This window comes from Nocardia sp. NPDC004573 (assembly GCF_053602135.1).
The window spans coordinates 179,931-200,838 of sequence record NZ_JBSGDA010000011.1 but is presented as its reverse complement, the minus strand read 5'-3'; the positions used below and the strand labels follow the sequence as shown (position 1 = coordinate 200,838).

Sequence of the window (20,908 nt, the reverse complement as noted above, 5' to 3'; positions counted from 1 at the left end):
GTACCGGGCTATCGTCGAGACATGACTAGCGGCACGGCGACGACGGCGGACCATCTACGCGCGGCACTCGACGGACCTTGGGCGGCCGTCCGGGAGGAAGCCCGGACGCTGCTGGCCGGGGACGAGTTCACCGCCGATCCCTATCAGGACTACAAGGCCGCTCGGGCGCGGGTGCTCGAGCAGATGAAGGCGATCTCCACGATGGGCTTCGCCGAGCGCGGCTTCCGCCGGGAGAACGGCGGCACCAGTGAACCGGGCGCCGCGGTCGTCGGCTTGGAGATGCTGGCGTACGCCGACCTGTCGCTGTGGGTGAAATCGGGCGTGCAGTGGGGACTGTTCGGTGGGGCCGTGGAGAACCTCGGCACCGAACGGCACCGGGAGTACATCGAGCGCTTGATCTCACTGGATCTGCTCGGCTGCTTCGCCATGACCGAGTCGGGCCACGGCAGCGACGTCGCGAATCTGGAGACCACGGCGACCTACGACCCGGACACCCAGGAATTCGTGGTGCACACGCCCACGCCGTCGGCGCGCAAGGACTACATCGGTGGCGCGGCCCAGCACGCCCGGATGGCCGCGGTGTTCGCGCAGTTGATCACGCGCGGCGAGAACAAGGGCGTGCACTGCCTGCTGGTGCCGATCCGCGACGAGAACGGCGCCGACCTGCCCGGCGTCACCACCTACGACGACGGCCTCAAGGGCGGCCTGCCCGGCGTGGACAACGGGCGCATCGTCTTCGACCACGTGCGGGTGCCGCGGGAGAACCTGCTCAACCGCTACGCCGACGTGGCACCGGACGGCACCTACAGCTCCGAGATCGAGAACCCCAGCCGCCGGTTCTTCACCACGCTGGGCACCCTGGTGCGCGGGCGGGTCAGCGTCGGCGGCGCCGCGGCCGCGGGCGCGCGCGTCGCCCTGAGCATCGCGGTACGCTACGCGCTGCAGCGCCGCCAGTTCTCCGACCCGGACACCGGTGTGGAGACCGTGCTGCTGGACTACCGCAGCCATCAGCGCCGCCTGCTGCCGTTGGTGGCGAAGTCCTACGCGCTCGCGTTCGCGCAGAACGACCTGGTGCGCCGGATGCACCTGGTGCAGACCGGCCAGAACCTGGAGGCGGGCGCGCAGCGCGCGCTGGAGAAGCGCGCGGCGGGTCTGAAGGTTGCGCAGACCGCGCACGCCACCCGCGCGATCCAGGAATGCCGTGAGGCGTGCGGCGGCGCGGGTTATCTCACCGAGAACCGGCTGGTCACATTGAAGGCGGACACCGACGTGTTCACCACCTTCGAGGGCGACAACGTCGTGCTCACCCAGTTGGTCGCCAAGGAGCTGCTCACCTCCTACGCCGACGAGGTGCGTGACCTGGACGCTCTGGGCTGGGTGCGTTTCGCCGCGACCATGGCCGGAGACGTCGTGCGCAAGCGGTCCGGCGTGCGCCAGCTGATCCAGACCCTGCGCGACCGTGGCGACGACTCCATCGACGAGGGCGACCTGTCGCGCCGGGCGGTGCAACTGCAGTTGTTCGCCGACCGCGAGGATTACCTGGTCCGCACCGCGGCGCACCGGCTGCGCGCCAGGGCCGAGGAGACCGGTCCGTTCGAGGCGTTCAACAACGCCCAGGACCACATCCTGGCCGCGGGCTCCGCGCACATCGATCGGCTGGTGCTCGAGGCGTTCATCGAGGGCATCGCCGACATCGAGGATCCGGCCGCGCGCGAACTCGCCGACTGGATGTGCGACCTGTTCGTCTACACCACCATCGAGGAGAACCAGGCGTGGTACATCATGCACCGGTTCATGTCGGTGGATCGGGCGAAGGCCGTGCGCCGCGGCGTGAACGAGCTGGTCGACCGGTTGCGCCCGCACGCGCTGACGCTGGTCGAGGCCATGGGCGTGCCGGAGCCGATGCTGCGCGCGGCCATGCTCGACGACGCGAGCGTCTTCCAGCGGGAGCAGCCTATTCCGGCCTCGTCGTAGCGGCCGGGCCGTCGCGCGCGTTTCACCGATCAGCCGGGTCCGTACGTCCCGAGCGCGGTGACCACGAACCACAGCACCCATACGAAGGCGATGACCATGCCGATGGCCAGGACGGTGCGCATCACCGCACGGCCGAAGTCGAGATCGCCGGACTCCCGCGGGTACAGCTTCCACGGGCTGTACCACGGTGCCCGGACGGCGAAGCGGGACGCCTGCGCCTCTCGCTCGGCCTGCGCGAGTTCCTCCGCGTAGGCCTCCGCCTGCGCCTGGTTGGGGCCGCCGTGCCAGAGGGTGATGTCGATCGGGCCGAGGAAGCCCTCGTTGAGCAGTTCCTGCGGTGCGGGCAGGTAGGGCAGGATGCCCAGCCCGCGGAACGCGACGGCGACGTCGTTGGCCGTCCAGAGAAACTTCTCTTCGGTGGCGAGCGCGTCGAAATAGTGCCTCAGCCGGCCCGGGTCGTCGCCGATGACGACGTCGAAACTCGGATCGGCCCACCGCTGTTCGAGCTGCAGCTGGGCGCCCGGCAGCGGGACGAGCAGCGCGACGCCGTGCACGACGCGCTGCCCGAGACCACGGGCGGCCAGCCACTCCTGCAACGCGAAGGTGTGTTCGCGCGACTTGTCCAGTGGTGTGCGACGATCGCGGCTCTCGGTGGCGACCGGCTCGCCATTGATGGTCCACTCGCCGTTCAAGGGGACCTCGAGGACGCCGTCCTGGCGGGCGACCAGCGCGTCGGCTTCGATCACCACGCAGCTGGTCGGCGTCCAGATCACCGCGTCGAACTGGTGCAGCCGATCCTTGTGGAACAGGCTGCAGGTGATCGTCGCGACACCGTGCGGACTCGAGGAGTCCTTCCAGGTGCGCAGCCAATCGATCAGCGTGCGCTCGGCATTCGTTCCCGCGGCGTTCTGGACTCGCACGAGCATTGGCGGCCACCCTTCACGTCGACACTCGACAGTGGACAGGATACGAGGTGCCGCAACGGATTCGCCGCGCCCGTGCCGAGCAGCGGCGTGTCGGACGCGGCCCGGCGGACGCGCTACTCCGGGTCCGCGGCCTCGATCCGGCCCGCCCGCACCGCCTCGACCAGTTCGGCATGGTCGGCCTCGGTGCGGTCGGCGTAGCGCACCGCGAACGCGGCCACCGCGTCGTCGAAGCGCTCGTCGCCGTCCAGGTATCCCGAGAGCAGCCGCGGATCCAGCGAACGCGAATGGGCCCGGGCCAGCAGTGCACCGGCCAGCCGTCCGTAGTCGTCGAGATCGGCGGCGGGCAGTTCGGCGGGATCGATGCCGCCCTTCATATTGCGGAACTGCCGGACGATGAACGGCAGTTCGGTGCCGTCTCCGGTCGGGTCGAGGGAGGTCCAGCCCAGCAGGATGTCGGACTCGGACTGGACCAGTCTGGCGCCCTGCACGATTCGCTCACCCTCGTGCCGCGCGGTGGGCGCGGGCAGGAACGGGGCGAGCGCCGCCGGGGCCGCCTGCTTCACCTGTAGGACCAGTGCCTCTCCGTCGTTGCCGTGCAGCAGCGCGAGGTAACTGCGCAGGCCGACGCTGCCGGTCCCGACGATCCGGAAGGCGACGTCGGACACCGCGAAGCGGCTCAGCAGGGTGTGCCGCGACTCGGGCAGGCTGCCCGCGTAGCGCTCGAGCCCGCCGATCACCGCCTCCGCGACCTGCTCGTCCACCGCGGTGAGAATCGGGGGATCGCTGACGAAGCGGTGCTTGCGGATCCCGGTCTGGTGATCCTCGAGGTGCTCGGTCCACTTGGCGACCACTTTGGCGCTGGTGTTCTTGCGCGCCTTCTTGGCCGCCTTCTCGAAATCGTCGAGCAGGTCGTCGGCCTTGGCGCGGGCGATCACCGACTCGTCGGGAAGCGCGCACCAGGACGCCATGAACGGCATCGCGGCCAGTTCGTCCACGGCGAGGCGGTAGGAGCGGGCGGCGTCGCGCGCCGCGGTGCGGCATTCGTCCTCGTCGGCGTCCGCCTCGCGCCCGGCCAGCACCAGGCCGGCCGCGAGGCGCTCCAGGTCCCACTCCCACGGGCCGGGCACGGTCTCGTCGAAATCGTTGATGTCCATGATGATCTCGCCGCGCGCGGTGCCGTACAGGCCGAAGTTCGCCGGGTGCGCGTCACCGCACAACTGGGCGGCGAGCCCACTGTCCGGGCCACCGGCCAGATCGGCCGCCATGAGACCCGCCGCGCCCCGGTAGAAGGTGAACGGCGAGGTGATCATCCGCCCGATCCGCAACGGGATCAGGTGTGGTAGCCGGCCTGCGTTGCTCGCCGCGACGAAGTCGAGCACACCGGGGCGTCGCACGCTGGTGGCGTCCCGGTCCCTGGCGATGACTGGAACCCGCTGACGCAAGGCCCGTCCGCGGGCCAGGACCTCCTCCGCCGGCACGTAGGAGCGCAGGTCGATACCACTGTCGGACACAACGGGTCACGCTAGCCGGTGCGGCTCCGCCATGCGGTGTGGTATCGCCCTCACTGCGCCGGGATACGGGGCGGCGCCGGCTCGATCGGCAGACGCAGCGCGCCCGGCGCCGCCGCGGGCACCGCGGGATGCGCCGGTGCCACCGGAGCGATGCGCCGGTAGGGCGAACCCGGTTCCGGCCTGGGGTCGGGCTCGCCGCGATTGGGCCAGAACGCCATCGCGCGCTCGGCTTGCGCGGTGATCGTCAGCGACGGGTTCACGCCGAGATTGGCGGTCACCGCCGAGCCGTCCGCCACATGCAGGCCGGGATGGCCGTAGACCCGCTGGTACGGGTCGACAACGCCGGTCTGCGGGCTGTCGCCGATCACGCATCCGCCGATGTAGTGGGCGGTGGCGGGGATGTCGAACACGTCCATGATCAGCCCGTGGGTGTCGCCGTCGACCTTGGCGCCGAAGCGCCGGCCGATGTCGTGGGCCAGCGGGATCCAGGTCGGGTTCGGCTCGCCGGTGCCCTGCCTGGTGCGCAGCCGCCCGCGCCGGCGGAAGGAAGTCAGCGAGTTGTCCAGCGACTGCATGATCAGCAGGATGACCGACTTCTCCGAGGCGTGCCGTGCGTCGAGACTGCGCAGGAACACCAGTGGGTGCAGCACGATCGCCAGCAGGAATCGCAGGAAGCGGAACGCGCCGCCGTCCACGATGGGCACCGACATCGGGAACAGCGCGTTCTGGCCCTTGCCGTAGTGACACACCTCGACGTGGGTGTCGGGCTCCGGATGGATCGAGGAGGTGATCGCGATGCCCTCGGCGAAGTCACGGCGGGCGCGGCTGACCACGTTCAAGATGGCCTCGGAGTTGCTCCGGGTCAGTTCGCCGAGCCGCGGCGACAACTGCGGCAGCACACCGTCGTCCCGCATCTTGTGCAGCAGCTTCTGGGTGCCGAGCGCGGCCCCGGCGAACACCACCTGCTCGGCGGTGAAGGTGCTGCGCTGCTTGCGAATCCAGCGGTCCGACCGCTGGGTGTCCACGGCGTACCCGCCGCCGGGCAGCGGTCGCACGGCCGTGGCGGTGGTGAGCGGGTGAATCTGCGCCCCGGCCTGTTCGGCCAGGTGGAGGTAGTTCGTGGTGGTGGTGTTCTTGGCGTTGTGCGGGCAGCCGGTGAAGCAGCGCGCGCAGTGCACGCAGCCCGTGCGGCGCGGGCCCGCGCCGCCGAAGTAGGGGTCGTCGACCTCGGTGCCGGGATCGCTCTCGTTGAAGAACACGCCGACCTCGGTCGGGTGGTAGGTGTCGGCCACGCCCAGGTCCTCGGCGATCTCCCGGATCACCTCGTCGGCCGGGGTGGTGCGCGGATTCGGCGCGACACCGAGCATCCGCTTGGCCTGGTCGTAGTACGGAGCCAGCTCCGCGCGCCAGTCGGTGATGTGGGCCCACTGCCGATCGGTGTAGAAGTTCGGCAGCGGCTCGTAGAGCGTGTTCCCGTAGATCAGCGAGCCGCCGCCGACGCCTGCGCCGGAGAACACGGCGCACTTGCCGAGCAGGCTGATCCGCTGCGGCCCGGTCAGGCCCAGGCGCGGAGCCCAGATCGATTTGCGCACATTCCAATTGCTGCGCGGGATGTCCTCGGGGCGCCAGCGGCGGCCCGCCTCGAGCACGCCGACCCGATATCCCTTCTCGGTGAGCCGCAGGGCGCTGACGCTGCCGCCGAAGCCGGAACCGATCACCACCACGTCGTAGTCGAATGCGGACATGACTTCCTCTCGCTCACCGGCCACGCGGTGATATGACTTTCGTGTCATTCTGTCATCGCCGCGCTGTGGCGGAAACCATCCTCGCACGGACGCGCCGTGCCGATGTGCGGAAAATCGGCGCGTGGCGATGGCGGGAACCGGGGTCGGTGGGGTATGCACGGGGCGTGACAACCGACTCGGGCGCAGCGCAACCGGAGGAGACCGCCGCCGACGGCGCACGGCGAGGCGTGTTCGCCGATCGCGTCCTGACCGTGCCGAACGTGCTCAGCGTGCTGCGGCTGCTCGGCGTTCCGCTGTTCCTGTGGTTGCTGCTGGTCGAGCGGGCCGATGGCTGGGCGTTCGCCCTGCTGGTCGCCAGCGGCGTCACCGACTTCCTGGACGGCAAGCTCGCCCGCCTGCTGGACCAGTCCTCGCGGCTGGGAGCGCTGCTGGATCCGTTCGTGGACCGGCTGTATCTGGTCACCACGCTGGCGGCCTTCGTCATCCGCGGTCTGATGCCGTGGTGGGTGGCGGCGCTGCTGGTCGGGCGCGACCTCGTGCTCACCGCCACGCTCCCGGTGTACAAACGCCGCGAACTGCCCCCGCCGGAGGTGATCTATCTGGGCAAGGCGGCCACTTTCGCGCTGATGTCCGCCCTGCCCTGGCTGCTGGCCGGGCAGATGGATTGGGCCGCCGCCGGTTTCGGGCGTGCCTTCGGCGGGGCACTGCTGATCTGGGGCACCGCGGTCTACCTCTGGACCGGTGTGCTCTATACCGGCACGGCCATCGCGATCGCAAGAGCGATACCGGCTGTGGGGCACCGGACGGCGTAGCCGATAGAGTTTGCGTGCAACGTTCAAACGAAAGGACGGCCTGTGACCCAGACCCCCGAGGATCTGCGCTACACCGAGGAGCACGAGTGGGTACGCCGGATCGCACCGACCCGGGTGCGGGTGGGCATCACCGACTACGCCCAGTCTCAACTCGGTGACGTTGTGTTCGTGCAGCTGCCCGAGGCGGACGCGGAGGTGGCCGCCGCGGACAGCATCGCGGAGGTGGAGTCGACCAAGAGCGTGTCCGACATCTACGCCCCGCTGAGCGCGAAAGTCGTTGCGGTGAACGACTTGCTGAACTCGGAGCCGGAGACGTTGAACACCGATCCCTACGGTGACGGGTGGCTGTTCGAGTTGGAGGTGGGTGACGCGGCGAGTCTCGACGTGACACTCGGTGAACTGCTGGATGCCGCAGGTTATCAAGGAGTTATCGGGGGCTGACGCAGCCTTCCCAGTTCTACCTGCACGGGTGCGGCCCGGCAGGGTACGGTCAATGCCAACAGATGCACCCGGCGGTCGTGCCGGGAATCTAGAGACTCGACGGCAGGTCGTGGTACCAGAGGTATCACCTGCTTGCAGGGATAATCAGGTTCGAGGAGGAGAGAAACGGTGAGCGAGAACAAAGACCCGGGTTACGGGGAGACCGCGGCCGAGACGACGTCGGTCTTCCGCGCGGATTTCCTGAACGAGGTCGACGCGTCGCGCTCCGGAGAGCCGACCGGCGAGCAGCCGGTCCAAGGGGTCGAGGGTCTGCCCGTTGGCGCGGCCCTCCTGGTCGTCAAGCGCGGCCCGAACGCGGGCTCGCGGTTCCTGCTGGATCAGCCGACCACGTCGGCGGGGCGCCACCCCGACAGTGACATCTTTCTCGACGACGTCACCGTCAGCCGTCGGCACGCCGAGTTCCGTCAGGACGACGATTCGTTCCAGGTCGTCGATGTGGGCAGCCTCAACGGCACGTATGTGAACCGGGAGCCGGTGGACTCCTCGGAACTGCAGAACGGTGACGAGGTCCAGATCGGCAAGTTCCGGCTGGTGTTCCTCACCGGGCCGCGCGCCCAGGTGACCGACTCGTCGGCGGGCGCGGGGAGTCTATGACAGCGTCGGCGCCGGGTCGCGCCCACTCATGAAAGGCTCGGAGTCATGAAGGACCCAGCGCTGTGACCGGTGCGGCGCAGTGGGCACGCGGAGGAATGTCGATCGGCTCCGTGCTCGACCTGCTGCGCCCCGACTTTCCCGACGTCACCATCTCCAAGATCCGCTTCCTGGAAGCGGAGGGTCTGATCCGGCCGGAGCGGACGCCTTCGGGCTACCGCAGGTTCTCCGTGGCGGATGTGGAACGGCTGCGTTTCGTGCTGACCGCGCAGCGCGATCAATATCTGCCGTTGAAGGTGATCAAGGAACAGCTCGAGGCAATCGACAGCGGTGCGGCGACGCTCGGCGTGCGGGAAGCCCGCGCCCGAGCGCATTCCGTCCGGTCCGGGGCGCCGGATTCCGGGCGCAGCACGCCCGCGGCCGGACCGGCCGCACCGGATTCCGATCGTGGCGCGCGCCCGGTGGCCGCGCCTCGTCGGCTCGGCGTCGTGCCGAGCGAGATCTCCCCGGATGATCTGCGGTTCGATCACGAAATCCGGATCACCCGGGCCGATCTGCTCGACCAGGCCGGGATCGAGGAGAAGTTCCTCAACGACCTCATCCGGGCCAACCTGATCACGCCCGGTCCGGCGGGGTACTTCGACGCGGACGCGGTCACGCTGGCCAAGACCGCCCGGGCGATGGCCGAATTCGGCTTGGAGGCACGGCATCTGCGCGCGTTCAAGCTGGCCGCCGACCGGGAGGCCGCGCTCGTGGCGCAGATCGTCGCCCCGATCGCGAAGAGCCGGGACGCGGATGCGCGCGCCCGTGCGGAGGAGACGGTGCGCGAACTCGCCGCGCTGTCGCTGACCTTGCATACCTGTCTGGTGAAGTCCTCGGTCCGGGGCTCGCTCGGGGGTTGACCTCCGGCGGGCTTCCGGTCCGGAGGTTTCGGCGACCCAACACGGTGATTTCGGCTGTGCAGACGGATCGCTGGACCGGTGCGGGTTCGCCTAGACTCGTGGTACGGCGAGCTCTGCAGCGGTCATGCCGGGCCGGCGGCGAGTATGGGAGGCAGTGCGATGAGCGAAATGCGCGTGATCGGCATCCGTGTCGAGCAGCCACAGAACCAGCCCGTGCTGTTGCTCCGGGAAGTGGCGGGTGACCGGTATCTGCCGATCTGGATCGGGCAGGCCGAGGCGACGGCGATCGTGCTGGAACAGGAGGGTGTGACCCCGATCCGCCCGCTGACACACGACTTGATCAAGATCCTGATCACCGAGCTGGGGCACACGCTCAAAGAGGTGCGGATCGTGGATCTGCAGGAGGGCACCTTCTACGCCGATCTCGTCTTCGAGAACGATCTGCGGATTTCCGCGCGGCCGTCGGATTCGATTGCGATCGCATTGCGGGTGGGTTGCCCGATCCATGCCGAGGAGTCGGTGCTCGAGGAAGCCGGGCTCGTCATGCCGGATGAGCGCGAGGACGAGGTGGAGAAGTTCAAGGAGTTCCTCGAGTCGGTGTCCCCCGACGACTTCAAGGCCACCGATAGCTGAAGTAGAGGTCGAGACTTTTCCCGCGCGTCGCGTTTGGCTCGATGACGCCGCTCCCTGGACAATCGTGGGGAGTAATCTCGACAGTTGGGCCACGACCGTTTCGGCCGAATCCGCACCGATTCGGTCGGTGACGGAGCCGGGTCATCGATGAGGCTGGGAATGCGTCGGCGAAGCAAGGGAGTGGTCAGTGGCAGAGCAATCGCAGGATGTGGTACAGCCAGGCCTGTTCCCCGACGACTCGGTACCTGACGATCTGGTCGGCTATCGCGTTCCCAGTGCGTGCCAGGTGGCCGGAATCACCTACCGGCAGCTCGACTACTGGGCGCGCACCGGTCTGGTGGTGCCCTCCATCCGGAGCGCAGCGGGTTCGGGAAGCCAGCGGCTGTACTCGTTCAAGGACATCCTGGTCCTGAAGATCGTCAAGCGGTTGCTCGACGCGGGCATCTCGCTGCAGAACATCCGGATCGCCGTCGATCATCTGCGCAGCCGCGGCGTGCAGGATCTCGCGGGCATCACCCTGTTCTCCGACGGCACCTCGGTCTACGAGTGCACCTCGGCCGAGGAGGTCGTCGATTTACTGCAGGGCGGGCAGGGAGTCTTCGGAATCGCCGTCAGCGGCGCCATGCGCGAACTGACGGGCGCCATCGCCAATTTCCCCGCGGAGCGCGCGTCGGCGATCACCGAACGCCCGGAGGACGAGTTGTCGTTCCGTCGGAAGGCGCGGATGAACCGCAAGACGGGCTGAGATCGCCCGGTCCAGCGCGGAATACCAGGAACAAGCGCTTCCCACGGCCGGGTGAGGCGGGCAGCCGCCCCGGCCGTGGTGTGCGACAGCGTCATCGGCGGCGGGACGAAGGGCCGGGGCAGCGAGAAGGGGGGCGCCGTGCAGGCAGGCGACATCACCGGGTTGGTCGGGCCGATCGGCCCGATCGAGGCGTTTCCGACCGTCGACGAACTCGACGCGTTCGCCGACGCGCTCGCCGCTGGTCATCCCGACCGAGTCTCGATCACCGAACTCGGACGGTCCCGCGGCGGCGATCCGATCCGCGAGGTGACGGTCGGATCGGGCGATCGGCACATCCTCGTCTTCGGCAATCCGCACCCGAACGAACCCATCGGCATGGCCACCATTCGCCATCTGCTGGGCCGGATGGCCGCCGACGAATCGGTGACCGTGGGCGCCACGTGGCATTTCCTGTTGTGCGTCGACCCGGACGGGACGCGGTTGAACGAGGGCTGGTTCGCCGGGCCGCACACCAGGACCGGCGTCGCGCGCGGCTTCTACCGGCCGCCCGCCGTCGAGCAGCCCGAATGGTGCTTCCCGACCGAGTGGCACGGCCGACTCGTCGGGGTACCGCTCCCCGAGACCGAGGCGATGATGTCGCTGATCGACCGGACCCGGCCTGCGTTGATCGCCTCCCTGCACAACGCGGAATTCGGCGGCGGTTTCTTCTATACCTCCGGCGGCGACCCCGCCTACTGGTCCGCGCTGACGGCGCGCCTCTCCGCTGCCGACGTGCCGATCTACCAGGGCGAGCCCGATGCGCCGGGCGCTCGGACGCTCGCCCCCGGCGTCTTCGAACTGCCGCGGTTCGAGGCGATGGCCGATCTGCTCGCGGCCCAGGGCTTGGACTCGGTCACCGCGCTGGGCGGGGGCGGCTGCCGGGACTACGCGGCGCCTTACGGCACGGCGATCCTGGTGTGCGAACTACCGCTGTGGGTCGACGCGCGCATCGGCGACGGTTCGGCGGGTGACCGTGTGCTGGGCGACCTGCTCGACGCCACGGCCGCCGACTACCGGGCCATGGCCGAGGTCGCCTCGGAGGTGCTCGCCGGCGTCGAGGGCGCGTTGAGCGGCCGCAGCCCCTTCGAGCGGTCGGTACGCGCGCTGGTCGCCGGGCTGCCCGGTCTCGCGGTGAGCAGACAGACTGTGCCGGAACGGGATCGGATCGCGACGAGGGGCGAGATCTTCGTCGGGCAGTACGACTGGACCGCGATGCTGCGCCTGCGGCTGGGCGGCATGCTGCTGCGCCTGCTGGAGGACGAATACGCGCGCGGCGGGGCGCCCGTGCTGGCCGCCGAACGGGACCGGTTCGCCGCGGTCTTCGAGCATTGGTGCGCGGACGTGGAGCAGAACGCGCCAGGTATCGCAGTGCCGCTGGCTCGTCTGGTTGGCATTCAAGCGGAGTCGATCATGCTGGCCGCCACGAGGCTGCGGGCCGGGCTGCCGATCTGATGGCGCTCGTCGGTCGAGTGACCAGAACAACACGGCGCGGGCGGGGTCCCGTGGCGCGCTCCGGGATGGCGTCGGCATAAACTGACGGTGCGTCGCCGCCGTGCGGGAGAGTCTCGGTCTCGAAAAGAGTCCGAGCGCCGAAGGAGCAGCACCTCCCCGTCAATCTCTCAGGCAAAAGGACCGTGCGGGCTTCGGCGCCTCTGGAAAGCGGTGGCTTCGAGCTGCCCGCCCATGGGGAAAGGGTCTCGGCCACCGGTCGCGGCACCGAATCTCTCAGGCGCCACGACAGAGGGGGAGGGCCGGTACCCGTCGACCGCCTGGCCGATCCCGCCCGACCTTGGGAGCTGTTGTGACTCGCTCATTCGCCGACCGCCATATCGGACCCGACCGGGACGAACTGGCCCGGATCCTGGACGTCGTCGGCGTGGCGTCGCTGGACGACCTGGCCGCGGCGGCGCTGCCCGCGAGCATCTTGGACGGTGCGGGCCTGGCCGGGCTGCCCGCGGCGGGCTCGGAGCACGAGGTGCTCGCCGAACTCGCGGAACTCGCGCACGCCAACACTGTGGCCACCTCGATGATCGGGCTCGGCTACTACGACACGCTGACCCCGCCGGTGCTCGTGCGCAACCTGTTGGAGAATCCCGCCTGGTACACCGCCTATACGCCGTATCAGCCCGAGATCAGCCAGGGCAGGCTCGAGGCGCTGCTGAACTTCCAGACGATGGTGTCGGAGCTGACCGGCATGGACGTCGCCAACGCGTCCATGCTCGACGAGGCAACCGCGGCCGCCGAAGCGATGACGTTGCTGCGTCGGGCGAGCAAGGCGAAGTCCCGGCGGCTGCTGATCGACACCGATCTGTTCCCGCAGACCAGAACGGTGCTGTACACCCGAGCCGAGCCGCTCGACCTGGAGATCGTGGAGGCGGACCTGTCCACCGGCGAGCTGCCCGACGGCGAGTTCTTCGGTGTCCTGGCGCAGACGCCAGGAGCCTCCGGTCGCGTCGTGGACCGGACCGGGCTGATCGCGGCGGCGCACGAGCGCGGCGCGCTGGTGGCGATCGGCGCGGACCTGCTGGCCATGACCCTGATCACGCCGCCCGGTGAGCAGGGCGCCGACGTGTGCTTCGGCACCACCCAGCGCTTCGGGGTCCCGCTCGGCTTCGGCGGCCCGCACGCCGGATACCTCGCGGTGCGGCAACCGCAGGCCCGCCAGCTACCCGGCCGCCTGGTCGGCGTCTCGGTCGACGCGGACGGCGCGGTCGCCTACCGGCTCGCCCTGCAGACCCGGGAGCAGCACATCCGCCGGGAGAAGGCGACCTCCAACATCTGCACCGCGCAGGTGCTGCTGGCCATCGTGGCCGCGATGTACGCCTCCTACCACGGCGCCGACGGATTGCGGGCGATCGCCCGCCGGGTGCACGGGCACGCCGCGGCGATCGCGGCCGGGCTGGACGGCGCGGTCGTGCACGACAGCTTTTTCGACACCGTGCTCGCGCATGTGCCGGGTGGCGCGGAAGCCGTTGTGGCCAAAGCGAAGTCGCGCGGCATCAATCTACGCCTGGTCGATGCCGACCATGTCGGCATCGCTTGCGACGAGGCCACCACCGACGGGCATGTCGCGGCTGTGCTCGAATCCTTCGGCACCGCGGTGTCGACGGAGTCCGGTGCGTCCGCGCCGGTCGCGGCGATCGAGAACCGCACCTCGGAGTTCCTGAACCACCCCGCGTTCACGAAGTACCGGACCGAGACCGCGATGCTGCGGTATCTGCGCGCACTGTCGGACAAGGACATCGCGCTGGATCGCAGCATGATCCCGCTCGGCTCGTGCACCATGAAACTCAACGCCGCCGCGGAGATGGAGGCCATCACCTGGCCGGGCTTCGCGCGCGTGCATCCCTACGCGCCGGTCGAGGACGCGCCGGGCCTGCTGAAGGTGATCGCCGACCTGGAACGCTGGCTGTCGGACATCACCGGCTACGACTCGGTGAGCCTGCAACCCAACGCGGGCAGCCAGGGGGAGTACGCCGGGTTGCTGGCCATCCGCCGCTACCACCTCGATCGAGGTGACATCCATCGCGACACCTGCCTCATTCCCTCCAGCGCGCACGGCACCAACGCGGCGTCGGCGGCCATGGCCGGGCTGCGCGTGGAAGTGGTGAAATGTCGCGCCAACGGCGACGTCGATCTCGACGATCTGCGCGCCAAGATCGCCGATCACGCCGATCGCCTGGCCTGCATCATGATCACCTATCCGTCCACGCACGGCGTCTACGAGCACGAGGTGGCCGAGTTGTGCGCGCTGGTGCACGACGCGGGTGGCCAGGTCTACGTGGACGGCGCCAACCTGAACGCCTTGGTCGGCCTGGCCCGGCCGGGCCGGTTCGGTGGCGACGTGAGCCACTTGAACCTGCACAAGACCTTCTGCATCCCGCACGGCGGCGGCGGTCCCGGTGTCGGGCCGGTCGCGGTGCGCGCGCACCTGGCGCGCTACCTGCCCGGCGATCCGCTGGAAGCGGGGTCGCACGCGGTGTCGGCGGCGAAGTACGGCTCGGCCTCGATTCTGCCGATCACCTGGGCTTACATTCGCATGATGGGCGCCGACGGGTTGCGCCGCGCCACGCTCTCGGCGATCGCTTCGGCGAACTACATCGCGCGGCGGCTCGACGAGTACTTCCCGGTGCTCTACACCGGCGAGCACGGCATGGTGGCCCACGAGTGCATCCTGGATCTGCGGGAGATCACCAAGCAGACCGGCGTCACCGTCGACGATGTGGCGAAGCGCCTCGCGGACTACGGGTTCCACGCACCGACCATGAGCTTCCCGGTGGCCGGAACCCTGATGGTCGAACCCACCGAGAGCGAGAACCTCGCCGAGCTGGACGACTTCATCGAAGCGATGATCGCCATTCGCGCCGAGATCGACCAGGTCGCCGCGGGCGTGTGGCCGGTGACCGACAATCCGTTGCGCGGCGCGCCGCACACGGCGGCGTCGTTGGTGGGGCAGTGGGAGCACCCCTACAGCCGGGAAGTCGCCGTGTATCCGCGTGGGCTCGCGCATGCCCGGGCGAAGGTGTGGCCGCCGGTGCGCCGGATCGACGGCGCCTACGGCGACCGGAATCTCGTGTGCGCCTGCCCGCCGCTGGAGGCGTACGCGGGCTGAACCACCGGTTCGGGGCGCACCCGCGGTCATCCCGCGGCGGCCGCCTTCGCGTACGTGTTCGCCAGGTCCGGCCAACCGCCCGCGCTGCCGCCCGCGTCGTGCATGATTACCCAGCCGGGGCCGTGCTTGTCGAAGCCGGAATGCACCAGCGTGACGGCGGTGCGCTCGGGAGCGACGGCCGAGAAAGTGACATCGACGCGGCTGGCGCGCTTCGGATCGGGCTCGTGCTTCCAGCCCAGCCCGATCTCCCAGGAGAACGCGAAATGGGTGGGCGGCTGCCACACGAGCACGGTTCCCCATGGGCATTCGTTGCCGTCCTCCTCGCGGCCGAGGCAGCGGCCGCCCACCCGCGGCTCGATCACTTCCTCGGTGAGCGGATGGGCTACGGCGTGGTGAGCGCTTGGACGACGGCGTTGCCGAAGCCGATGTCGTCGGAGGTGGCCAGCCGGGTGTAGTGGCCACCGGTCTGCTGCGCGAGGGCTTGGAGTGTCTGGGTGCCGCTGCCGCCGAGCACGATCACGTCGACGCGCACGGGGCGGGCGCTGTCGGTGGCGGCGGTGATGTCGGCGGCCAGTTGGGTGCCGGTGACCGTGGAGTCGTCATCGGGTCCGTCCGTGATCAGCAGCACCGAGTTGGTGCGGCCGCGCGTGTACCCGGCCACCGCGCTTTTGTACGCCGCGATCAGAGCAGGATAGGCCTGGTCGGTCTTGGTTTCGCTCGGGCGTATCGAGGTCGACGCGGTACTGATCTTCGTCCGCTGATCGGCGTCGAGCGGGGCGGTGGCGGCTGCCACCCGGTACGGGGTGTTGCCGTCCAGGTTCTTGCCGAAGGTCCACACACCGAGGCCGAACTCGGGCGGCATCACCGTCATCGTGGAGTTCAGCGCGGCGAGGACGTTCGCCAGGCGCGTCGTCGCGCCCTCGGCGGTTCCCATCGACGCGGACACGTCGACCAGGACGGTCGATCGCACGCCGAGCACGGGATTCGCCAGTGTGGCGCGCACTCTGTCGAGTGCGCCACGCGCGGGGACGGCCGCGGCCGGCGGCGCACTGCCGAAGCCCGCCGCCAGGAAGGTCTGCGCCTGTTCGGGCTTGCGCATGTAGTCGGTGAACCGTCCGGCGATGAGATTCTGCGTCTTGTCCACCCACGCGCCGGACATCAACGCGGCCGGGTAGTCGGCAACGGGCGCCGAGCCCGCGGGGCGGAAGGCGGCGACTCCGGCGACACCCTTCAATTGCTGCTCAGTTGCCGCAATCGCGTGCACCGGGGCGTCCTGTGCCGTGATCTCCGCCAGCGCGGTCGCGGTGTCGGCGGCCTCGGGGGCTTCGGCGGCCAGCCCGGAGATCGCGGCGACCACCTGGCCGGACTGTGCGGCCTGCTCGCTGAGCGGCTCGGCGCCCGAGACCGCGGAGCCGACCGCCGCGGCCGCGGCCAGCGTGGCGTCGCCCGAGGGAAGGGCCATCCGCAGTCCGCCCCACCCGCCGAGCCCGATCTCGCCGAGCGAGCCCTGCTGTAATTGCGGCAGATCCGCCCACGACACGTCGGCCTGCTCCAGGGCACGCCGCAGGTCTTCCGGCACCGCGAGCACGATCGGGCTCGCGGCGATGGACACCGGCGTGCCCTCGATCAGGCCGGGGACGCGCATGGACTCGATGGAGCGGGTGGAATCGGCGATCCACAACGCCGGCTGCGGGCCGAGCGCCTGGTCCCACGGCTTGCCGCCGGTGAACGCCGCGACGATCGCCGCGGAGGGCTGCGCGGTCACCTCGACCCGGGCGCAGTGGTCGCGCACTTTCGGCTGGGTGGCGTTGTAGCCGTCGGCGGCGGCCCGTACCTGCGCCGCGATGCTGGGATCGGCCGTCACGTAGAGCGTCGCGGGGCCCTCCACGCATTCGGCCGCCGCCGCGCTGTCCTGATCCGCCGCGCGATCACGCAGCTGGAACCAGCCGACGACGATCGCGGCCAGTAACGCAATGGCAACCACCGCGATAACCGGACCTTTGCTGACGCCCCGGGATCTGGTTCCGCTGCGATGAGTGCCCACGCGGTCAGTGTATGGTCACCGCTCGGCGCGAATTCGGCGAGGCTTCCCCTGACCGGTACGAGCGGGAGCGGCATCCGGAGTGCCGCCGTCGCATCCGGAACGACGCGACGGCGGGACTTCAGTGGCGGATCACTCGTCCGCGGTCGAACTCGTGCCCGCCCCAGACGCCCGACTGCCCGGTGCGCGCGGCGAAGTCGCCGCACGCGTCCCGGATCGGGCAGCGTGCGCACACTTCGCGGGCGTAATCGAAGTCCTGCGACGGGTACGGGAACCAGGCTTCGTGGTTGGGGTCGCCGCGGCAGGCCGCCCGGTGCCACCCTCGGGAATCCGAGAGCGGGAGCAGGTCGGCCAGGGTCAGCTCCGCGACGGCGGCGGTCTCGGTGCGCGTCATCGCGATCTTCTCCTTTCTCGGGTCGTGGTCAGGTCGTGGCGAGTTGCTTCCAGATCCGGCGCTGCTGCTTGACCTGATGGGTGGGGGCCTTCGGCTCCCAGAGCAGGCGCATGCCCGCCTCCTCCGGGGTGCGGTCGGCCTTGGCCGCGTTGCACGGCGCGCAGCAGGCCACGAGATTGCTCCAGGTGTTCGGGCCGCCCCGCGACCGGGGCCGAATATGGTCCACGGTGCGTGCCCACCCGGCGCAGTAGCCGCACCGGTTCCGGTCGCGGCGCAGCACACCCGCCAGCGTCGCCCTGCTCTCGTCGTGCACCAGCACGGTGTGCTCCAGGTAGACGTAGCGCAGCAGCCGAATGGTCTGCGGCAGAGCGATTTCCCTGTGTCGCGACCGGATGGGGAAGTGCGGCTCCCGGTCGGCCACCGACTCCGCGGCTCCGGCGACCAGCAGCACCACGGCCCGGTCGGCCTTGACCTCGTCGAGCGCCTCGTAGGAGGCATTCAGGACGAGGACCCCGGTGTGTATCCAGTTGTCGGCGGTTATCGCCGCCTGGTCGGCGGCACGGCGGAACGTCATGGGAATCACCATGTTTCATGCGGAATCGAGCGAACGAGAGCGGGATACGGCGATCAGCCGATGGCCTGGAGGCGGCTGTGGTCCGATTCGCCGTGCCGTGCGCGCATCGGCCTGCCGAACGTGCCGACCGTGGCCGACGATTGCGCTGCCCAGGTCGCCGTTCGCGTGGTCGTCTCCGGATTCACTGCCGCCCCTCCTCTCTACTACTCGGGGACCACCTCGAGGCGGTGGCCGGTGTCGGAAAACATGGTGGCACAGCGCACCCGCCGTTGTCGGGTCATTTTTCGGCGGTGCGCAGCAGGGGCGCGCCGGGATCAGGCCGGTCGCAGCTCGGCCGCGCCGAATGAGACGTTGAACCGATCGCACCAGATCGCGACGCTGGTCAACCGGGTCAGGTCGGCGTCGGCGGGGATGGCGTAGTTCTGGCTTCCCTGGTTGCCTTTGAGCTTGCCCAGGTCGGTGTGGAGGCCGTCGTCGAAGACGAACCAGCCGTCGCGGCCCTCGCGCACCGGCGCGTCGGTGAGCCAGACGTGCAGGTCGGGTCCGTCGGAGGTGTCGAGGTTCTGCACGCGCAGTACTCTGCTGCCGTCGGGCAGCCGCAGGATCACCACGGTGCCGGAGGTCGCGTGCTCGTGCGAGACGAACGTGCCCCGGGCCAGAGTGTGCGGCTGTCCTTCCGTGCCGCCCTGTCCCGGCGTCGCGGCGACGGACGGCGCGGCCTCTTCGACGGTGGTGTCGGTGAACAGCCGCCAGGGCTGGAACACGGCCAGCCCGACGCCGAGCGCCGCCACCAGCAGCACCGCGAAGACCCAGGTGATCGGCGATCGTGCGATTCCGCGTGCGGACGCCATGGCTTCTCCTCGGAGCGTCGTCGCGTGACCGGAAAGGCCCGGTGCACTGCGCAGGGGCGCTCGCCCCCATCCGATTATGGGGGCGAAGCGGCAGCGGCGTCGACGGAACGGATCGGCGTCATGCGAGCGGGGACCGACCGAGCAGGACGCGGCCGGTGAAGTGGGTCTGCTTGGCCCGGGGCAACGGGTGGAACAGGCAGCCGTGCACGTCGCGGTAGCGCATCTCGAGTTCGCAGGTGCGGGAATAGCCCAGGCCGCCGACGGTTTCGATGGCCGAGCGCACAGTGCGCACGAGCGCGTCCGCCGCGGCGGTCTTACGGCTGAGCGTCCGGCTCGCGTGTTGATCGGTGTTGGCGAAGCGCAGGTTCTCCGACGCGGCGAACATCGCGTCGACGAGGTCGCCCGCGGTGGTGTGCGCGGTGGCCATCTCACCTGCCAGCTGCACGGTCGGCGCGTCGGCCCGCCCCGCCGCCAGCGTGGTCGCGAGGTCGACCGCGCCGTCGGCGATGCCGAGATAGGCCGCCATCACCAGCGGCATGGCGGCGCCGAGCACGACGTTCAGCAGCGGTGGCCAGACGGTGGCGGGACGGGTCAGCGACACCGCGGCGTCGGGCACGAACACGTCCTCCAGCACGACGGTATGCGAACCGGTCGCACGCAGTCCGAGGGTGTCCCAGGTGCGCTCGATCCGCACGCCGTGGGCGGCGAACGGTATGGCGCAGTGCAGCACCTGCGGCCCGCCGGGTGCGTCGTCCCAGCGCACGCTGGTCACCAACACGGTGCCCGCCTCGCATCCGCTGGCCGGGGCTTTGCGCGCGTGCACCCGGTAGCCGCCGTCGACCCGCTCGGCGCGGCCGTTGGAGCCGACCCAGTCGGAGGCGCCGGTGCTGACCAGGATCGCGCCCGCGAGCACCTTGGCGAACAGCGGTGCGGCGTCGATGCCGTGGTTGTGCCGCCACACCTGGGCGGCGACCAAGTGGGTGTGCATCGCGAAGGCGACCGCGGTGGAGGGGTCGTGACGGCCCAGTTCGCGCAGGATCTCGCCCATCTCGCGGTGGGCGACCCCGCCGCCGCCGAACTCGGCGGGCACGAGGGCGGTGGACAGTCCGCTCTCGCGCAGCAGGTCGAACGCGGCGAGCGAGATCTCCCCGGAGCGGTCGCGTTCGGCGACCCCGGGACGAAGGGTCTCGCCGACGCGGCGTGCGCGGGCGATCCAGTCGATGGCGGTGGTATCGGTGACGGCAGGAGCTGTAGTGGTCATGTTTCGAAACTAAGAACGGCCGCGATAACCGGATAGTGCAGAAAGTGGACCTACCCGGTTCAGAAACGAGACCCCGTTCGCGAGGTGCCATGACGACTCCGACGCCGAGTCACGGCCAGTACTGCCCGATCTCCCGCGCACTCGACCTGGTCGGTGAGCGCTGGTCGCTGTTGATCCTGCGCGACCTGTCGCTGGGCACCACCCGGTTCAACGACCTCGCGCGCGGCCTGCCCGGCCTGTCGCGCAGCCTGCTCGCCAAACGCCTGCGGCAGTTCGAACGGGCCGGGCTGGTGGAGAGGTCTGCCGGGGAATACCTGCTCACCGACGCGGGGCGGGAGCTCGAGCCGATCCTGTTCGGCCTCGGCGAATGGGGCGCGCGCTGGAGTTTCGGCGCGCCCCGCGAGGACGAGCGCGATCCCGCTCTGTTGGTGTGGTGGATGCACACGCGAGTGGACACCTCCTCGTTCCCCGGCCGTCGGCACGTCCTGCTGGTGCGCTTCACCGACGACCTGCGCCGCTTCTGGATCGTGGTCGAGGCGGGGGTGCCGTCGGTGTGCGAGGCCGACCCCGGCTATCCCGTGGACGTCGCGATCGGCGCCGACGTCGCCTCGCTCTACCAGGTGTGGCTGGGGCGGCTGCCGCTGGCGCACGCGCTGCGGACGGGCCGGGTGACGTTCACCGGCCCGCCTGCGCTCACCCGCCGGATGCCGTCGGTACTGCGGCTCAGCCCGGTGGCCGGTTACGCGGACACCTCGCGCATGGACACGACTGCCCGACGCGCGTCCTGAACCCGCGC

Annotated in this window: 19 protein-coding genes and 1 riboswitch; of the genes, 10 read left to right on the top strand and 9 right to left on the bottom strand. The window is 69.9% G+C overall.

Going from position 1 to position 20,908, the window contains the following annotated elements; translation table 11 throughout:
* Nucleotides 1-21: 21 nt before the first annotated feature.
* A complete protein-coding gene (locus tag ACWEKR_RS19630; RefSeq protein ID WP_195090890.1) occupies nt 22-1,974 on the top strand; it encodes an acyl-CoA dehydrogenase family protein in 1,953 nt (650 codons plus the stop codon).
* A 29-nt stretch (nt 1,975-2,003) separates the two neighbouring features.
* Here the strand turns inward: ACWEKR_RS19630 and ACWEKR_RS19625 are convergent, their stop codons facing one another.
* The 3 genes from ACWEKR_RS19625 to ACWEKR_RS19615 all read right to left on the bottom strand — a co-directional run bounded on the left by ACWEKR_RS19625 (nt 2,004) and on the right by ACWEKR_RS19615 (nt 6,156).
* Entirely contained in the window at nt 2,004-2,900 is an 897-nt protein-coding gene (locus tag ACWEKR_RS19625) for an NERD domain-containing protein (RefSeq protein ID WP_452355678.1), read from the bottom strand.
* Between the two features lie 113 nt (nt 2,901-3,013).
* A complete protein-coding gene (locus ACWEKR_RS19620) occupies nt 3,014-4,411 on the bottom strand; it encodes a DUF2252 domain-containing protein (RefSeq protein ID WP_452355677.1) in 1,398 nt (465 codons plus the stop codon).
* Between the two features lie 50 nt (nt 4,412-4,461).
* A complete protein-coding gene (locus ACWEKR_RS19615; protein ID WP_452355676.1) occupies nt 4,462-6,156 on the bottom strand; it encodes a GMC oxidoreductase in 1,695 nt (564 codons plus the stop codon).
* Nucleotides 6,157-6,383: 227 nt separating this feature from the next.
* Between ACWEKR_RS19615 and ACWEKR_RS19610 the strand changes: the two genes are divergently transcribed.
* From ACWEKR_RS19610 to gcvP, 8 genes are all read left to right on the top strand, one after another.
* Nucleotides 6,384-6,968, top strand: a complete 585-nt coding sequence (locus ACWEKR_RS19610; protein ID WP_452355701.1) for a CDP-alcohol phosphatidyltransferase family protein — start codon at nt 6,384-6,386, stop codon at nt 6,966-6,968.
* A 42-nt stretch (nt 6,969-7,010) separates the two neighbouring features.
* Complete coding sequence (gene gcvH, locus ACWEKR_RS19605) at nt 7,011-7,409, top strand: glycine cleavage system protein GcvH (RefSeq protein ID WP_159848780.1); 399 nt, start codon at nt 7,011-7,013, stop codon at nt 7,407-7,409.
* Nucleotides 7,410-7,577: 168 nt separating this feature from the next.
* Nucleotides 7,578-8,063, top strand: a complete 486-nt coding sequence (gene odhI, locus ACWEKR_RS19600) for an oxoglutarate dehydrogenase inhibitor Odhl (RefSeq protein ID WP_043690204.1) — start codon at nt 7,578-7,580, stop codon at nt 8,061-8,063.
* Nucleotides 8,064-8,158: 95 nt separating this feature from the next.
* On the top strand, nt 8,159-8,962 hold the full coding sequence (gene ftsR, locus ACWEKR_RS19595; protein ID WP_452355700.1) for a transcriptional regulator FtsR: 804 nt from the start codon (nt 8,159-8,161) through the stop codon (nt 8,960-8,962).
* A 159-nt stretch (nt 8,963-9,121) separates the two neighbouring features.
* Nucleotides 9,122-9,595: a bifunctional nuclease family protein gene (locus ACWEKR_RS19590; RefSeq protein ID WP_039797829.1), complete on the top strand. Its 474-nt coding sequence runs from the start codon at nt 9,122-9,124 to the stop codon at nt 9,593-9,595.
* Nucleotides 9,596-9,782: 187 nt separating this feature from the next.
* Nucleotides 9,783-10,340, top strand: a complete 558-nt coding sequence (locus ACWEKR_RS19585; RefSeq protein WP_039797830.1) for a MerR family transcriptional regulator — start codon at nt 9,783-9,785, stop codon at nt 10,338-10,340.
* A gap of 51 nt (nt 10,341-10,391) precedes the next feature.
* Nucleotides 10,392-11,831 (top strand): M14 family zinc carboxypeptidase, encoded by a 1,440-nt coding sequence (locus tag ACWEKR_RS19580; protein ID WP_452355675.1) that lies wholly within the window; start codon nt 10,392-10,394, stop codon nt 11,829-11,831.
* Nucleotides 11,832-11,924: 93 nt separating this feature from the next.
* Nucleotides 11,925-12,024, top strand: a riboswitch (glycine riboswitch).
* 156 nt (nt 12,025-12,180) lie between these two features.
* Nucleotides 12,181-14,991: an aminomethyl-transferring glycine dehydrogenase gene (gcvP, locus tag ACWEKR_RS19575; protein ID WP_452355674.1), complete on the top strand. Its 2,811-nt coding sequence runs from the start codon at nt 12,181-12,183 to the stop codon at nt 14,989-14,991.
* Nucleotides 14,992-15,017: 26 nt separating this feature from the next.
* Here the strand turns inward: gcvP and ACWEKR_RS19570 are convergent, their stop codons facing one another.
* From ACWEKR_RS19570 to ACWEKR_RS19545, 6 genes are all read right to left on the bottom strand, one after another.
* Nucleotides 15,018-15,353 carry an SRPBCC domain-containing protein gene (locus ACWEKR_RS19570; protein ID WP_452355673.1) on the bottom strand — a complete coding sequence of 112 codons (336 nt, stop codon included), beginning with the start codon at nt 15,351-15,353 and terminating at the stop codon, nt 15,018-15,020.
* A 20-nt stretch (nt 15,354-15,373) separates the two neighbouring features.
* Nucleotides 15,374-16,975: a VWA domain-containing protein gene (locus ACWEKR_RS19565; RefSeq protein ID WP_452355672.1), complete on the bottom strand. Its 1,602-nt coding sequence runs from the start codon at nt 16,973-16,975 to the stop codon at nt 15,374-15,376.
* Nucleotides 16,976-17,153: 178 nt separating this feature from the next.
* A complete protein-coding gene (locus ACWEKR_RS19560; protein WP_452355671.1) occupies nt 17,154-17,426 on the bottom strand; it encodes a WhiB family transcriptional regulator in 273 nt (90 codons plus the stop codon).
* 28 nt (nt 17,427-17,454) lie between these two features.
* Nucleotides 17,455-18,000, bottom strand: coding sequence for an HNH endonuclease (locus ACWEKR_RS19555; RefSeq protein WP_452355670.1), 546 nt, complete (start codon nt 17,998-18,000; stop codon nt 17,455-17,457).
* A gap of 314 nt (nt 18,001-18,314) precedes the next feature.
* The gene (locus ACWEKR_RS19550) at nt 18,315-18,851 is read right to left on the bottom strand and encodes a DM13 domain-containing protein (RefSeq protein WP_452355669.1); all 537 of its coding nucleotides are present in this window, start codon (nt 18,849-18,851) and stop codon (nt 18,315-18,317) included.
* A gap of 118 nt (nt 18,852-18,969) precedes the next feature.
* Nucleotides 18,970-20,112, bottom strand: a complete 1,143-nt coding sequence (locus ACWEKR_RS19545) for an acyl-CoA dehydrogenase family protein (RefSeq protein WP_452355668.1) — start codon at nt 20,110-20,112, stop codon at nt 18,970-18,972.
* Nucleotides 20,113-20,201: 89 nt separating this feature from the next.
* On the opposite strand from ACWEKR_RS19545, the gene ACWEKR_RS19540 reads away from it, so the two are divergent.
* A complete protein-coding gene (locus ACWEKR_RS19540; protein ID WP_452355667.1) occupies nt 20,202-20,900 on the top strand; it encodes a winged helix-turn-helix transcriptional regulator in 699 nt (232 codons plus the stop codon).
* The last annotated feature ends 8 nt before the right edge of the window (nt 20,901-20,908 follow it).

Bases quoted from the DNA above. Each gene is read 5' to 3' on its own strand.
- ftsR (WP_452355700.1), top strand. From the start codon at position 8,159: ATGTCGATCGGCTCCGTGCTCGACCTGCTGCGCCCCGACTTTCCCGAC.
- ACWEKR_RS19540 (WP_452355667.1), top strand. From the start codon at position 20,202: ATGACGACTCCGACGCCGAGTCACGGCCAGTACTGCCCGATCTCCCGC.
- ACWEKR_RS19630 (WP_195090890.1), top strand. From the start codon at position 22: ATGACTAGCGGCACGGCGACGACGGCGGACCATCTACGCGCGGCACTC.
- ACWEKR_RS19615 (WP_452355676.1), bottom strand. From the start codon at position 6,156: ATGTCCGCATTCGACTACGACGTGGTGGTGATCGGTTCCGGCTTCGGC.
- ACWEKR_RS19625 (WP_452355678.1), bottom strand. From the start codon at position 2,900: ATGCTCGTGCGAGTCCAGAACGCCGCGGGAACGAATGCCGAGCGCACG.
- ACWEKR_RS19550 (WP_452355669.1), bottom strand. From the start codon at position 18,851: ATGGCGTCCGCACGCGGAATCGCACGATCGCCGATCACCTGGGTCTTC.
- ACWEKR_RS19555 (WP_452355670.1), bottom strand. From the start codon at position 18,000: ATGACGTTCCGCCGTGCCGCCGACCAGGCGGCGATAACCGCCGACAAC.
- ACWEKR_RS19590 (WP_039797829.1), top strand. From the start codon at position 9,122: ATGAGCGAAATGCGCGTGATCGGCATCCGTGTCGAGCAGCCACAGAAC.
- ACWEKR_RS19560 (WP_452355671.1), bottom strand. From the start codon at position 17,426: ATGACGCGCACCGAGACCGCCGCCGTCGCGGAGCTGACCCTGGCCGAC.
- ACWEKR_RS19545 (WP_452355668.1), bottom strand. From the start codon at position 20,112: ATGACCACTACAGCTCCTGCCGTCACCGATACCACCGCCATCGACTGG.